14 protein-coding genes are annotated in these 14,014 nt (G+C 38.7%); 5 read left to right on the top strand and 9 right to left on the bottom strand.

The window, feature by feature from the left end:
• The first annotated feature begins 8 nt into the window (after positions 1-8).
• The 5 genes from ACFSVN_RS07145 to wecB are packed head-to-tail and all read left to right on the top strand — an operon-like array spanning position 9 to position 6,063.
• On the top strand, positions 9-1,022 hold the full coding sequence (locus ACFSVN_RS07145; RefSeq protein WP_390300483.1) for a glycosyltransferase family protein: 1,014 nt from the start codon (positions 9-11) through the stop codon (positions 1,020-1,022).
• Complete coding sequence (locus ACFSVN_RS07140; protein WP_390300481.1) at positions 1,015-2,418, top strand: oligosaccharide flippase family protein; 1,404 nt, start codon at positions 1,015-1,017, stop codon at positions 2,416-2,418. Before ACFSVN_RS07145 ends, ACFSVN_RS07140 begins: the two co-directional genes overlap by 8 nt.
• Positions 2,391-3,944, top strand: a complete 1,554-nt coding sequence (locus tag ACFSVN_RS07135) for a polysaccharide deacetylase family protein (protein WP_390300479.1) — start codon at positions 2,391-2,393, stop codon at positions 3,942-3,944. Before ACFSVN_RS07140 ends, ACFSVN_RS07135 begins: the two co-directional genes overlap by 28 nt.
• On the top strand, positions 3,914-4,972 hold the full coding sequence (locus ACFSVN_RS07130) for a glycosyltransferase family 4 protein (RefSeq protein ID WP_390300477.1): 1,059 nt from the start codon (positions 3,914-3,916) through the stop codon (positions 4,970-4,972). Before ACFSVN_RS07135 ends, ACFSVN_RS07130 begins: the two co-directional genes overlap by 31 nt.
• Positions 4,969-6,063: a non-hydrolyzing UDP-N-acetylglucosamine 2-epimerase gene (gene wecB / locus ACFSVN_RS07125; protein ID WP_390300475.1), complete on the top strand. Its 1,095-nt coding sequence runs from the start codon at positions 4,969-4,971 to the stop codon at positions 6,061-6,063. The genes ACFSVN_RS07130 and wecB overlap by 4 nt, the downstream gene beginning before the upstream one ends.
• On the opposite strand, the gene pssA is transcribed toward wecB, so the two are convergent.
• The 9 genes from pssA to tmk form a co-directional block, all read right to left on the bottom strand.
• Positions 6,054-6,884, bottom strand: coding sequence for a CDP-diacylglycerol--serine O-phosphatidyltransferase (gene pssA, locus ACFSVN_RS07120; protein WP_390300473.1), 831 nt, complete (start codon positions 6,882-6,884; stop codon positions 6,054-6,056). The genes wecB and pssA overlap by 10 nt on opposite strands.
• The gene (locus ACFSVN_RS07115) at positions 6,881-7,534 is read right to left on the bottom strand and encodes a phosphatidylserine decarboxylase family protein (protein WP_390300471.1); all 654 of its coding nucleotides are present in this window, start codon (positions 7,532-7,534) and stop codon (positions 6,881-6,883) included. Before ACFSVN_RS07115 ends, pssA begins: the two co-directional genes overlap by 4 nt.
• 1 nt (position 7,535) lies before the next feature.
• The gene (gene rseP / locus ACFSVN_RS07110) at positions 7,536-8,876 is read right to left on the bottom strand and encodes an RIP metalloprotease RseP (RefSeq protein ID WP_390300469.1); all 1,341 of its coding nucleotides are present in this window, start codon (positions 8,874-8,876) and stop codon (positions 7,536-7,538) included.
• 5 nt (positions 8,877-8,881) lie between these two features.
• Positions 8,882-10,030 (bottom strand): 1-deoxy-D-xylulose-5-phosphate reductoisomerase, encoded by a 1,149-nt coding sequence (locus ACFSVN_RS07105; RefSeq protein WP_390300467.1) that lies wholly within the window; start codon positions 10,028-10,030, stop codon positions 8,882-8,884.
• A gap of 103 nt (positions 10,031-10,133) precedes the next feature.
• Positions 10,134-10,973 carry a histone deacetylase family protein gene (locus tag ACFSVN_RS07100; RefSeq protein WP_390300465.1) on the bottom strand — a complete coding sequence of 280 codons (840 nt, stop codon included), beginning with the start codon at positions 10,971-10,973 and terminating at the stop codon, positions 10,134-10,136.
• A 71-nt stretch (positions 10,974-11,044) separates the two neighbouring features.
• Positions 11,045-11,791: a peptidoglycan editing factor PgeF gene (pgeF, locus tag ACFSVN_RS07095; RefSeq protein ID WP_390302312.1), complete on the bottom strand. Its 747-nt coding sequence runs from the start codon at positions 11,789-11,791 to the stop codon at positions 11,045-11,047.
• A complete protein-coding gene (aroE, locus tag ACFSVN_RS07090) occupies positions 11,775-12,626 on the bottom strand; it encodes a shikimate dehydrogenase (protein WP_390300463.1) in 852 nt (283 codons plus the stop codon). The genes pgeF and aroE overlap by 17 nt, the downstream gene beginning before the upstream one ends.
• Positions 12,627-12,705: 79 nt before the next feature.
• Positions 12,706-13,182, bottom strand: coding sequence for an SRPBCC family protein (locus ACFSVN_RS07085; protein ID WP_390300461.1), 477 nt, complete (start codon positions 13,180-13,182; stop codon positions 12,706-12,708).
• A 222-nt stretch (positions 13,183-13,404) separates the two neighbouring features.
• Positions 13,405-14,013: a dTMP kinase gene (gene tmk / locus ACFSVN_RS07080; protein WP_390300459.1), complete on the bottom strand. Its 609-nt coding sequence runs from the start codon at positions 14,011-14,013 to the stop codon at positions 13,405-13,407.
• Position 14,014: the final 1 nt, after the last annotated feature.

Below are 14,014 nucleotides of genomic sequence, written 5' to 3'. Positions count from 1 at the left end.
GAATATATATGGAGGCCTCTTCCCTATCCGAGATCTATGAATCAATCAGTAAAGATGCAGATATTATTTATGTAGTGCCTTTGATACGCCACACCCACAAAAAAACTGACTATCTGTATCTGCTTTATGAAGATCTTATCGGCTCCGATTCTTATGAAATCAAGTCTATCAGCATCTTTCACCACTTTAAACTGGTAGCAGGAATTCTTACTAACAGGAAGGCAATACTTCATTACCACTGGCTGGAATTCCAGGACTTTAAGTCATTATTGGGGATGCCCTGGAAGATGTTGTGTATCTATCTCTTCCAGCTTTTTGGGGGGCATATAGTCTGGACTTTGCATAATGAATTTCCTCATAACCAAAAGTATTTAGGACTTCATCGATATCTACACAAGAAAATGGCACGCTGGACAGATATTCTGCACGTGCATTGTTCTGCTGCAGTCTCATTGATGAGTGACAGGCTTAAGGCACCTAAAGAAAAATTCACAATAATACCTCATCCTGATTTCCCAACGGACCCTATTCCAAAGTCTACTGCGATTTCTCATCTCAATAAAAATTATGATTGCGGGATAGATCCTGACGACACAATACTATTAATGTTTGGTAATATAAGTCGCTACAAACAAATAGAGGAAATAGCTGATATACTTATTAAGGAAGAACTATCATCAAAACTTATCATTGCAGGACCTGTTAAAAAAGGAAACATGGATCTCTATGAAGAGCTTATATCAAAAGTGAATAAATATAATTGCATCAAATTGATCGCTGAATTTATCCCTGAAGAACATGTTCCCTGGTTTTATTCAGCAACAGACATTTGTGTATTCAACTATCGTGAGATCTTATCCTCCGGTGGTTTTCATATGGCTGAATCCTATAATAAAACCATTATTGCACCTAATATCGGTTGTTTAAGTGAAACAAAAGATCTTTCAAATATTCACTTGTTTACCAATGCAGATGAGTTGAAAGCATTACTCAGAGTGAAAATAACGGAGTTAAATGGCTAACCTGAAGGAAAAAGCTTTCTGGATCTCTTTTGGTGATATAGCAGGACGAGGGCTTTCATTTATTACCTCCATTTATCTGGCCCGAGTTCTAGGAGCTGAGTTTTATGGCTTGATCACGGTGGCTATTTCAATATTGGGCTACGCCACCTGGTTCTCCGATCTTGGATTACACCAAATTGGCACTAGAGAGACAGCAAAACAGCCTTCTAAAAGGATCTTCAGGGTTCTGGAGGTATTCAGGTTAAGATTATTTTTAGGGATCATCGTTCTAATTATCTCTACCATGGTGATTTCAATGATAGATATGGGAGAGATCGAAAAACAAGTAATGTTGGGTTATTTGTATTCTCTTATCCCATATATGGCACTTATGGAATGGTTTTATGCCGGAAAGCAAGAGTTCGGTAAAATTGCACTTTCTAAAGTTTTAAACGGTTTGACTTATTTTATATTGATCTATTTCATGGTCGAAACTGTCGAAGATGTAACCACGGTTCCCGTACTTTATACAGTCGGAATTGTAACTGCTGCTTTAACATTGGGTACCTTTGCACTCAAAGACAAACCTTTTTCACTCCCCTCACGTGGATTTCAAATCTATCCCGATCTCTTAAAAACAAGCTCTATATTAGGGTTAGGTCAGTTTTTTGCACAAGTTGTTAGTCTTTTACCGCCTCTATTAGTGGGAGCGCTCATGTCTTTGAGAGATGCAGGAATCTATGGCGCTGCTTTTAAGATCGTTTTAATAGCTATGATGGTCGATCGCGTGTTCGTGAACTTACTGCTACCGAATCTATCTTCGATGTGGAGCCAAAATCGTTCGGCGGCAGTTAGTAAAGTAAAACTTATCTACGGGATTTTAACTGTAGGTGGTGCTCTTATCGGAATGGCTACTGCGATCGGAGCTGAACAGATTATCTTCTTACTTTTTGGGGATAACTATGCAGAAAGTGTGGTAGTTCTTCAAATCCTCTCAGTAATGATATCCGTAACTTTTATAAATAGTCTGTTCTCATTTGGGTTGATCGCGACCAATAAAGACAAAGAATTTTTCATTGCAACCTGTTTCGGTGGCACCGTTTCAGCACTTATTATATTCGGAATTGCTGCATTTGGCGATCTTGTGATGGTAACCATTTCAGTGGTTTTTGCTGAAATTATTATCACCTTTTTTACCTATTTCTGGTTCAGAAAAGTCATCCCTTCAAATTATGTTAAACCTATACTGATAAGTTATCCGCTCGCAATCATTCTCTTTTTATTATTTAGTTTAAGTCCATTAATGCCCCTGATAAATGCCCTCATTGCATCTATAATCTTTATTTTAGTAATCGTAAAAACCGGAGTTTTAGACCGGCAACATATGCTGTGGATAAAAAGCAAGTTGAGCACATGAACCAAAGGCTTTGCATAGGAATTCAGAAACTCACTCAAGATTGGGAAAACATTCTCAATGATCTTGGACTTTGGTTCGAAGAGATTGAATACAGCAGTAAACTATTAACACAATATAGCCTTCTCATTCTTAATGAGGCACCAAATAGCGCCGAAATACCTCTTCTTAATAACTACTTAATAGAAGGTGGGGCATTGTTAGAATTGAAGGACGTCCATGCTTTTACAAATAAAGAAGAAACCAGGACCACATTCAAAAAAACTGTTATTGATCGGTCTCAATCTGAAGCTTTTCATCACATTCCATTTTTAGACCTGTACTGTAGCATTGACCTCCATCAAAGATCAAAAATATTCAATGGGATGGTCTATTTTGAAAAGAATAAACATGGAGTACTTGGTTTTTTAGGTGTTGACCTTCCTAAGGTTTTACGATCTACTCAATACAAACGAAAACGGTTCTATGCTGGTGATATGCGTTCCCCTGACGAGATCGTAAGCGCTGTTTCAAAGCATGAACTATTAGAAGTATTTCGGGCAACCATTGCACACCTTCACTATGAAAGAGAACTTCCTTTTAATACGAAATGGACCTCTCCTACAGAAAAACCGATCTTTTGTTTTAGAATTGACAGTGATTTTGGAGATAAGACATCCCTCAAAAACTTGTACGATCTGTGCTCCAAACATGATATAAAGGCAACCTGGTTTCTGCACGTGGAAGCTCATGAAAATTGGCTCGACGTATTTCAGTCTTATGAAAACCAGGAAATTGCGCTTCATGGATATAAACACGGGACATCAAATTCATCAGTTAAAACATATTGTAATATTAAGAAAGGCAATGAGTTATTAGAATCATCAAAATTTAGATCAGGTGGATATTGTGCACCCTATGGTATCTGGAATAATTCTTTGAAAAAAGCATTATCAGACTTTGACTTCAAATACACTTCTGAATTCACTTTTAAGTATGACGGATTCCCGATCACTTCTTCTGCTGCTGATAACAGACTTCAGATTCCAATTCATCCCATTTGTACCGGAAGTTTAAACCGGTGTCATTATGATAAGGACCAAATGAGTCGCTATTTTAATCAAGTTATTGAAAATAAAACGTCTCGTTTCGAACCCATTTTATTTTATCATCATCCTATGCAATCCGGGATTGATGTGATTGAACAAATCTTCAAAGAGATCAATAAAAAAGGCTTTAAGAATCTTACATTTTCAGAATATGCAGATTTCTGGATCAAACGAAAAAAAAATACGTTTGAAGCCTACTATGATGGTATTACAATGGAGATAAATTCAAATAATAGTCAAATTTTTCAAGCTTCTACCGATCATCAGGGGTTCCATTTATTACAAGCTGAAGCTGATCAGTTTGACCTTAACACGATTCCGAGAAATGAATACCGCAGCAGAGATCTGCCATCTTATAAAAAGATAGAAGAAATGCACACAACTGATCTTCGATTGCTTAAAACATCTCTATGGGATTGGAAAAACAGGATTCGGTTATGAAGGTTGGATATGTAGCACCCATGAGCATTGCAGCCGTTAACGGAGGAATGAGAAATCAGGCCCTTAATACTATTTCTAAGATCCATGAGCTTGGAATTGTGACTGTTAAACTATCCCCCTGGGAGGATCTTTCCGAGTTAAACCTTGACCTTGTTCACATTTTTGGAGCTTCTGTTGAAAATATTGGCATCGTCAATCAACTTTATAATACGGATATCCCAATCGTATTGTCCCCTATCTTTTATTCAAATCGAAGTGCATCTTTTATAAATAGAGTTTTAAATGTTGAACAATTTCTAAAACCTCTATCAAGGGGGATTAGATCCGATTTTAGCGTTCAAAGAGATCTTTGCAGAAAAGCAGATCTCCTCCTCCCCAATACTGCTGATGAGTCGATGATGATCAGGGAGGCTTTTTCTATTCCTGAAGAACGAATTATAGTTACACCAAACGGGGTTGAGTCCCACTTTGAACATGCAAAGCCTGATCTTTTTGTGAAAGAATATGGATGTAAAGACTTTGTCTTGTTTGCAGGACAAGCCGGTGCTGAACGAAAAAATGTTATCAAGCTCCTTGAAATCAGTGATAAAATGATTGTGCCCGTGGTGATCATAGGTTCATTCTATGATGATGAATACGGGAAAAAATGTCTAAACATGGCTTCAGAACTGGATAATGTAATCCTGATCGAAACGCTGGATCATGATTCAGAGCTGCTGGCTTCTGCGTATGCAGCTTCAAAAGTATTTGTATTGCCTTCCCAGTTTGAGACACCGGGTATTGCAGCCATGGAGGCAGCACTAACGGGCTCACAGATAGTAATAACAAAGAATGGTGGGACTAAAGAATATTTTGGAGATCATGTTAACTACATCGATCCGAACTCTGCCAGTTCTTTGCTACAAGGAATCCAAAATGCTTTAGCACAAGAGCAATCTGATGATCTTAAAGTTCATATCCTGCAGAATTACACTTGGAATAAGGTTGCAAAAATGACTGCTGAGAATTATCAAACATTGATATCATGAAGAAATTATTGATCGCATTCGGTACAAGACCTGAGATCATAAAACTGGCCCCGGTAATTTTAGAGCTAAGAGATAGTTATGAGTTAAAGTTATTGCATACCGGTCAGCATCGCGAAATTGCAGACCCAATGCTTTCTTTATTTGGAATCTCTCCTGATGTTGATCTCGAGATCATGAAAACAAATCAGGATCTGTTTTCTTTAACAAGCGACCTACTCCCTAAACTCAGCAAAGTATTGGATGAATATCAGCCGGAACATGTAATGGTCCAGGGTGACACCTCTACTTCTTTTTTAACAGCTTTAGCAGCGTTTTATAAACGAATTCCAGTATCTCATGTTGAAGCCGGGCTTAGAAGTTATGACAAATACAGTCCATTTCCGGAAGAAATGAACAGAAGACAAATTTCTCAGATCGCGCAGCTTCATTTTGCCCCAACGGCTATAAATAGAAATGCCCTTGTAAAGGAAGGTATTTCAAAAGAGAAGATCTTTGTGACAGGAAATACGGTGATCGATGCTTTGAATATGATCATAGGTTCTGATGATTTCTCAAAATCCTCCCCTTCCATTCTTTCCGAAATTGAAAAGGACGAAAAACTTATTTTACTTACTGCGCACCGCCGCGAAAATCATGGGGCTCCACTTATTCAAATTTTTAAGGCGGTGGAAGAGCTTTTAGCTACTCAACCTGATCTAAAAGTTATTTTTCCGATTCACCCGAATCCAAATGTTAAAGCAGCTTTAGATAAAAGTCGGTTAAATAATACAAGGATGATCCAAACTCATCCTATGGAATACCTTCCTTTCCTACATGTACTTAAAAGAGCCGATCTCATTCTTACCGATTCGGGAGGAATTCAGGAGGAAGCCACGGTTTTGGGAAAACCTGTACTTATCCTGAGAAATGAAACGGAACGCCGGGAGCTTATTGAAGCGGGTTTAGGAGAAATTGTAGGAACGGATATTTCCAAGATCGTAAGCCGATCAAAGGCATTACTTGAATCTACGATAAATCACTCCACATTAAACATATTTGGCGATGGAAAGGCAGCTGAGAAAATACACGAGATCTTAAAAGATCAACTATAATCCTGAAATTTATCTACTCCTGCAGGACCATAATCATCAGTGAAGAATTGGATGGCACCAATTGTAATCCCTTTAAGGACAAAGATGATAAATACGGCCATTAGTCCATATTCTTTAAAGATCAATATGAGTACAAGGTATAGAAGAAATAGAATAAACTTCCCCTTCTGCTGACGAATAGTTTCACGGTCAAAACGAGGGATCTTATCAAACGGTAATGTGCTCACCATGAGAAATGAGATAACGACCGTAAATGGGATGAGAGCAGAATTGACTCCATTTTCAAGAAAAGCAAAAACATCCAGTGAATCTCTGAATGTGAGGAAAAAAGCTCCTAACATAATAGCCTGAGCTGGAATTGGAAGACCAATAAAGAAATTTTTGGTGGGCTCGAGTCTTGCATTCACATTAAAACGTGCCAAGCGAACAGCTCCACAAAGTGGCGGAAGAGCACTTATAATGATTCCCACAAAACCCAATTCATGTAAGCTCCAGATGTAGATCAAAAAACCCGGGGCAACTCCAAAAGAGACCATATCACAGATAGAATCAAGCTCGATACCAAAGTCAGTTGTGGCATCTGCAAGCCGGGCCATTAATCCATCAAAAACATCAAATAAACCTGCAAGGGCAATTAACCAAGCTCCGCGCACAAAATCTCCATCTGAAATAGAGATGATGGCCAAAAAACCGCTGAATAAATTCATTAATGTAAAAAAGCTGGGTACTGCGATCTTCTTATTTACGGGAGGCTTGCTTTTTTTGCGACGTTCTTGCCGTTCTTTAAATGTATGGTATTTCTTTTGAATGGGGTATTTCATGCGTTAATAACTCCAAGCACTGATTCACCTGCAACTGTTTTATCTCCGGGCTTAACTTTAACCTCAACATTTCCGGGAACTACAACATCCATTCGTGATCCGAATTTCATGATCCCAAATCGTTCACCTGCCTTTAGTTCATCACCTTCTTTGATATTATATACGATCCTACGAGCCAGGAATCCGGTGATCTGCCGGAAAAATATTTTGGTATCCGATGGATGGAGAACTCCAAAATCTGCTCTTTCATTTAGCTCAGAAGCGTGTTCCGCCCAAGCCATAAGGTATTCCCCGGGGTGATATTTAAGATATTGAAGATCGCCTGATACCGGGTTTCTATTCACATGCACATTAAGTGGAGAGAGAAAAATACTTATCTGAGTAGCTTTACCTTTAATGTAGACTGACTCCTCTATTTCTTTAACAAAAACAACTTTTCCATCAGCAGGAGAAATAATCAGTTCATCTCCGACCGGTATATCCCGGTCAGGATCACGGAAGAAAAAGATGGTCAGCCCGCTTAGTGCAATGATTGAAAAAAGAAGTATATACCTGAACCAATGATCAAGGAAGTAGAAAGCAAACCCACATACCATCACTGAGACCAAAAGAACCAATGCTATGGTAGAATATCCGTCTTTTGCAATCATTTTAAAGCCCGAAATATCTAAATGCGTCGTTAAACATTACGAATATGAATAATCCGATCATTAAGAAGAAACCTATCTGTTGTGCAACCATTCGTACTTTCTCTGAAGGTTCGCGCCGTGTGATCCCTTCATATAACAGAAATACCAAATGACCTCCATCTAATACCGGTATAGGTAAAATATTCAGGATAGCCAGCGTGATACTCAATAAAGCAGTGATATTCCAAAAACCTATCCATCCCGCAGAATCCGTAGCTTCACGGGTAATACTTGCGATGGCTATGGGACCACCTAAATTTTGGGATACTGAAATATCTCCGGTTATCATTCGGGTAAATCCCTGTAGTATTCCAACTGTTTGCTCCATGGTTTGATTGTAGCCTTCACCAATAGACTCAAAAAAACCATATTCAATTCGTTCTATCCCTAAAGTTTCTAAACTTGGTGAAGCAATACCGATAGTTTTTGTCTCGGAATCAGGTGTGATGGAAGTGTAGAACAGAGAATCTTCCCTTTGCACACCAAAAGTGATAGCAGTATCAGCATTCTGGATAATTTCTACCAATTGAACCCAATATAGTACGGTGTCGCCGTTTGCAGATACGATCTTATCGCCGGCTTCTATGCCTGCCTCAGCAGCTGGCCGACCTGCCGGAGCCGATGATATATTACTTGGAAACATATAACTGACATCCAAAAAACCACGAGTTTGAAGACTGTCAAGATAATTTGGGGTTACAGAGACATTTATACGCTGACCATCACGGATCACAGTATAATTAAGATCGTCTACAGTAAGCTCTGAAGCAGAAACCAATTCATTGAAATATGTAACCTCTTGCCCGTTTACTCCAATAATCTTATCACCGGTTTGAAAGCCGATTTCATTTAAAATAGAAGATTCCGGCACATACATTCCGGCCGTCTCCTGAATTGGAAGTACGGATTTACCATTGGTATAGGTCATTCCAAAAAAGATGAGGAATGCCAGGATCATATTAAAAATAACCCCTGCAGTAATTGTAATTATACGTTGCCAAACCGGCTTACTTCGATATTCCCATTCCTCTGGTTCCTTCTCGAGGTGTTCGGTATCCATACTTTCGTCGATCATACCAGAGATCTTAACATAGCCGCCCAGAGGTGTTGCTCCTATACAATAATCGGTGTCCCCTTTCTGAAAACCCCAAATACGTGGCGGAAAACCAATGGAGAAACGCTCAACTCGCATTCCAAACCACTTAGCAGCTAAAAAGTGTCCGAGTTCATGTACAAAAACGAGGATCATTAAAGCCCCGCCAAATATTAGCAGTGTATTTAATAAATTTAAAAACCAGTCCATGTAAATTATTTAATAATTGATTTAGCGAAGACTCGCGTCTCTTTATCTATTTCTTTTAGCGTCTCTGCGTTCAAACTATCATTCCAATCAATGTTAGCCAAACTTTTTTCAACAATTTCAGGGATGTGAATATAACCAATTTCTTTGTTCAAAAATCGCTGAACAGCTACTTCATTTGCAGCGTTTAAAATTGCCGGAGCATACCCTCCTGTTTCAATGCTTTCCATAGCTAATCTAACACATGGAAACTTATCAAAATCAACGGGTTCAAAGGTAAGATTCTGGGCTTCATTCCAATTCATTCTTGGGGTATCCAGATCTAATCTTTCTGGGTAGCTTAATGAGTAGATAATAGGCACTTTCATGTCGGGCAATCCGAGCTGTGCTTTACTTGATCCGTCAATAAAAGTGATCATAGAATGAATGATACTTTGGGGGTGTATAACCGGCTGAATTTTGTGCACGGGAATATCAAACAACCAGTGTGCTTCTATGATCTCAAGGCCTTTGTTCATCATGGTTGAGGAGTCGATGGTTATTTTGGCTCCCATATCCCAATTGGGATGATTTAAAGCTTGCTCCACCGTTACATTTTGCAATTGCTCTTTAGTAAAGGTTCGAAATGGCCCTCCGCTGGCTGTAATAATGATCTTCTCTATATTATCAAGTGATTCACCTGTAAGACATTGAAGCATAGCACTGTGTTCAGAGTCTACGGGAATGAGTTCTGCATTTGACTTCTTTAGCTCTTCTGTGATTATCTCCCCCCCAACAACCAAAGATTCTTTATTGGCTAACGCCACCCTCTTTCCTGCTTTTATAGCTGCCAAAGTAGAATCAAAGCCTGAATATCCAACTAAGGCATTAAGAACGGTATCCACATTTTCTAATGATGCTAACTCCGGAAGATGTTTTTTACCACTTAGAAGAGTGGCTCCAGAACAAACTTTTTCTAAATCCTTTGCGTGACTTTCATCTCCAATAAGAGTGAATTCAGGATTGAATTCCTTGACTTGTTCAGCCAGCAATTTCCAGTTGGAATTCGCTGATAAGGCAATAACCTCAAATTTATCAGGATGCTGACGAATGATCTCAAGTGATTGGGTCCCAATGGATCCGGTTGATCCAAGAATAGCCAGTTTTTGTTTCTTCAAATGTTTCTTTCTTTTTACTTCTTTAGAAATTGTGGCTCATTTCTGAACGTGTAACTATAAAACCGTAATTCAAGATAAGTGATTCCAAATTAATTAGTGGTTATCAAAAACCTATCTCTTTGGCAACTTCATACATTTGAGCATGCGCAATTATCGTTTCTTTTAAATTTGGAGCATATCCTCCGGAAAGCAATAGAACTAAAGGATATTCTTTCTGTGTAAAATATTCGATCACAATTCTATCTCTTTCCCTGAGTCCTTCTAAAGTCAAAGACAGCCTCCCAAAATGATCCGTTTCAAGGGGATCAATCCCTCCTAAATAGAATACCAGGTCTGGTTTAAATTCAGCATTAATATTATCCAAAGCAGAGATCAAAGCTTTATGATAGTCTTTATCTTTTGTTTTGTCCGGCAATCCGACATCAAGATCAGAGGGTGGCTTTTTAAAAGGATAATTTCTTTCGCCATGAATGGAAAATGTAAACACATTCGGATCATTCAGAAATATATGCGCAGTCCCATTTCCCTGGTGTACATCACAGTCTACCACAAGAACTCGATTCACCCACATCGATTGCTGCAATACCTTTATAGCAACAGCAACATCGTTATACACACAAAATCCTTCACCGTGGTCAGGCATAGAATGATGTGTTCCCCCTGCCAGATTCCCGGCTAACCCATCCTGCAGAGCCATCAACCCGGCATTAATGGTGCCCTGTACAGCAAGCCTGGAACGAATGGCCAACGACTTACTCCAGGGAAGCCCCATTCTTCGAACCTCTTTTTTAGTAAGATCGCCCGTCCAAACAGCTTTAGCGTAATGTTCAGTATGAGCTGTGATCAGATTTGAAAAGTCAACCATTGAAGGCTCTATAACCTCATTTTCGCTCACTATACCTGAATCAGTTAAATAAGAATGGAGCCCGCTGAATTTCTTCATGGGAAAGATATGCTTCTTTGGTATATCGGCAACATAGCCGGGGCTGTAGCTGACTCTCAAAAGTAATTATCTTAATTTAATTTTATGATTCCCATCATTCGACCACTTTTTCCTTTTTGCCTGCGATAGGAATAAAACTTTTCATCATCTATGGTGCAATGAGTATCTAATTCAATTTTAGATTCCATCATTCCATGTTCTAATAGCTGATAACGTATGAATTCTTTAAGAGCAATATGAGGTTTTTCAAAACGGTCACGATCTACAAACTGACCAGGAAACTCAGATGCAACTTCCTCACCTACTTCAAAATTATTCAAAGAAATGCAGGGACTTATAAAAGCCTTAATATTCTTTGGTTCAGCTCCGAGGCTCAACATTTTGTCTAGTGTTTTTGGAATGATATTCCCAGCTGCCCCTCTCCATCCTGCATGGGCCGCTGCTATAACTCTATTCTTTGGATCCCCAAACAGTACTGCCGCACAATCCGCAACCTGTATAGCAAGAGCCATATCTTTTTTTGTTGTTACAAAAGCATCAGTATCAGGGTAAGTCCCAGCATTTGTAACCACTTCGATCTTCGTTTTATGTACTTGTATTGCATAAGCAACTTGATGTACATCTAACCCAATTTCATCCAAAAGTAGTTTTCGGTTTTGAAGTATAATTTCTTCCACCTCTTCTGTATTCATGCCAAGATTCAAACCCGGAATGTTAGTATTGGGCCTCACAGAGTCATGATTGCGTAAACTGAACCAACTTGAAATTGATTCGTCATTTAGCAAAAGTGGTTTTATCAATTCAATTTGGGAAGACATCATCTAATTTCATTTTAATGAGTCCTAAAGGAAATTCCTGTCCGGTCCACATTTTAAAGGATAGCGCACCCTGATAGATCAGCATATCTAATCCCTCGATCGGGATTCCTCCCGATGCCACAGCTTGTTTTAAAAACTTTGTTTCTCTGGGATTATAAACTACATCATAACAAATCTTACCCTCTAATAAATGTGTCTCACTTTCTTTAACCGGAGAAGCATCTGTATTTGGTATCATTCCCAGCGGAGTAGCATTTATTATGATAGCAGCTTCTTCAGCATAAGCATGCCAATTATCATAATTACACATAATGACGTTATCAGAAAGGTCATATTTTCTCGGTCTTCTGGAAACCATTAATATTTCTTTGATCCCCATTTCATACAAAGCAAACGAAATAGCTTTAGTAGCTCCTCCGGTCCCAAAAATAATGGCTCTCTCTCCTTCTAATTCATCCGCATATTCTTCTATAGGGGCTTTAAATCCATATGCATCCGTATTTTCTCCAACTATTTTACCGTCTCTTTTTAAGATGGTATTGATGGCTCCGATCTGAGCTGCTTCAACACCCAATGTATCCATCGCACCAAATAACGTTTCCTTATAAGGTATGGTAACGTTTGCACCTAGAAATTCCAGTTTATTCAAATGAGCTATCAGTGATGATATTTCGTTGTTACGAACAGAAACAGCATGGTATTCTGCCTTTAATGCATGATGCTCTAAAGCGGTATTATGCATCAAAGGAGAGACACTATGACTTATTGGGCTGCCGATTAATAAATAATGCGGCATACGACTCGATTCTGATTGTAGAAACTTAGAAAATTCCATGGTCGCTGAAGTTAATGACAAAAAAAATGCGCATCGTTGAGATGCGCATTATAAATAAAGTGATAAAGATTAAATTACCTTATGCAGTAACTTCTTCTTCGCTCTCTTCTTTAGGCTCGAGTGGAGTTTCTTTGAAGGTACCGCCTTCAGCTAATTCTTTGAATTTCTTAAGATCTTTAGCCAATTGAGCAGGTGAATCTTCAATGAAAGAAGCTAATTCTTCTTCAGGCTCACCGAAAAATGTACGGTAATCTAAAGAAAACTCAACTCTTGTTCGCTCTCCATTATCAAGTGGAGTGAAGCGAATTGTTCCAGTTTGATTGAGATTACCATTAATAGTAATCCAAGCAAATCGAGTGTTACGAAGATTGTCGATAAGATTAGTAGTCCAATTATATTCTTCTCCCCCGATATCGGTCTTGTATTCAAAAGTCTGAGAATTAATTCTTTCAACTTTATCAATGCGTTCCAGGAACTTAGGGAATTCAACCGGATTGCTTAGGAGTTCATATACTTTGGCAAGAGGTAAATCAATTTCGATTCTTTCGTGCGCCATAATTTAATACTTGGTAGTTATGATCGTTAGAATTGTATTCTTTTGATGAACTGGTTGTCATGGAAATAGGCAGGACTAATCCAGATTGTTCTAAATTTACGGATAAAATGATTAAGGCTCAATGATATTGACCTATAAAAAAATAAAAAACTTTTTTTACCTAAGTTTTTTCGCCTATTCTTTTGACCTTTTCCCTGCTATCTGCTTTTAAAACTGATAAAACTAGGATTTCAGTGAAGGAATCAGAATTTCTATAATTTCCTCATGAATTGAATCTATATCGCGCTCTGCATTAATGACTTTAAAGCGAGGTTCCGTTTCAGCCAAATGTTCAAATCCTTCAAAAACCTGTGCGAAGAATGTATCTCCTGCGCGCTCCATACGGTCTTTCTCAAATGTTTTAGTTCTTTCTCCCGCCTCTTCAAGACTCAACCGCAGATAAAAAGTAAAATCAGGTACCAGGTTATGCGTTGCCACGGTATTGATCTGTTTGATCTGCTCAAGTGGCACACTCTTTCTGCCAAATCCCTGGTATGCAGTTGTGGAATCATAAAAACGGTCTAAAATAACTATGACATTATCCTCCAGTAATGGACGAACTTTCTCAGCTACTAACTGGGAACGTGCAGAAGAGAATAGTAACAGCTCTGTCACAGGATCTATTTCCAGTTCAGGATTAAGCAGCATTCCTCTTATCATTTCAGAAACATCTGTACCTCCTGGTTCACGGAACACCTGCACATCGTGACCCATTTTCGCCAGATAATCCCTTAATAGCGAAATCTGTGTTGATTTACCGCTTCCGTCTATTCCTTCAAATGTTATTAGCATT

The organism is Gracilimonas halophila (assembly GCF_042684365.1).
In the GTDB taxonomy this organism is placed as follows: Bacteria; Bacteroidota; Rhodothermia; order Balneolales; family Balneolaceae; genus Gracilimonas; species Gracilimonas halophila.
The sequence above is the reverse complement of the archived record's forward strand: the minus strand, read 5'-3'. Positions and strand labels throughout refer to the sequence as shown.

What these genes read in the sequence shown, in the direction of transcription:
- ACFSVN_RS07145 (WP_390300483.1), top strand. Translation starts at nt 9, where the DNA reads ATGGAGGCCTCTTCCCTATCCGAGATCTATGAATCAATCAGTAAAGAT.
- ACFSVN_RS07140 (WP_390300481.1), top strand. Translation starts at nt 1,015, where the DNA reads ATGGCTAACCTGAAGGAAAAAGCTTTCTGGATCTCTTTTGGTGATATA.
- ACFSVN_RS07130 (WP_390300477.1), top strand. Translation starts at nt 3,914, where the DNA reads ATGGGATTGGAAAAACAGGATTCGGTTATGAAGGTTGGATATGTAGCA.
- wecB (WP_390300475.1), top strand. Translation starts at nt 4,969, where the DNA reads ATGAAGAAATTATTGATCGCATTCGGTACAAGACCTGAGATCATAAAA.
- pssA (WP_390300473.1), bottom strand. Translation starts at nt 6,884, where the DNA reads ATGAAATACCCCATTCAAAAGAAATACCATACATTTAAAGAACGGCAA.
- ACFSVN_RS07115 (WP_390300471.1), bottom strand. Translation starts at nt 7,534, where the DNA reads ATGATTGCAAAAGACGGATATTCTACCATAGCATTGGTTCTTTTGGTC.
- rseP (WP_390300469.1), bottom strand. Translation starts at nt 8,876, where the DNA reads ATGGACTGGTTTTTAAATTTATTAAATACACTGCTAATATTTGGCGGG.
- ACFSVN_RS07100 (WP_390300465.1), bottom strand. Translation starts at nt 10,973, where the DNA reads ATGAAGAAATTCAGCGGGCTCCATTCTTATTTAACTGATTCAGGTATA.
- pgeF (WP_390302312.1), bottom strand. Translation starts at nt 11,791, where the DNA reads ATGTCTTCCCAAATTGAATTGATAAAACCACTTTTGCTAAATGACGAA.
- aroE (WP_390300463.1), bottom strand. Translation starts at nt 12,626, where the DNA reads ATGGAATTTTCTAAGTTTCTACAATCAGAATCGAGTCGTATGCCGCAT.
- ACFSVN_RS07085 (WP_390300461.1), bottom strand. Translation starts at nt 13,182, where the DNA reads ATGGCGCACGAAAGAATCGAAATTGATTTACCTCTTGCCAAAGTATAT.
- tmk (WP_390300459.1), bottom strand. Translation starts at nt 14,013, where the DNA reads ATGCTAATAACATTTGAAGGAATAGACGGAAGCGGTAAATCAACACAG.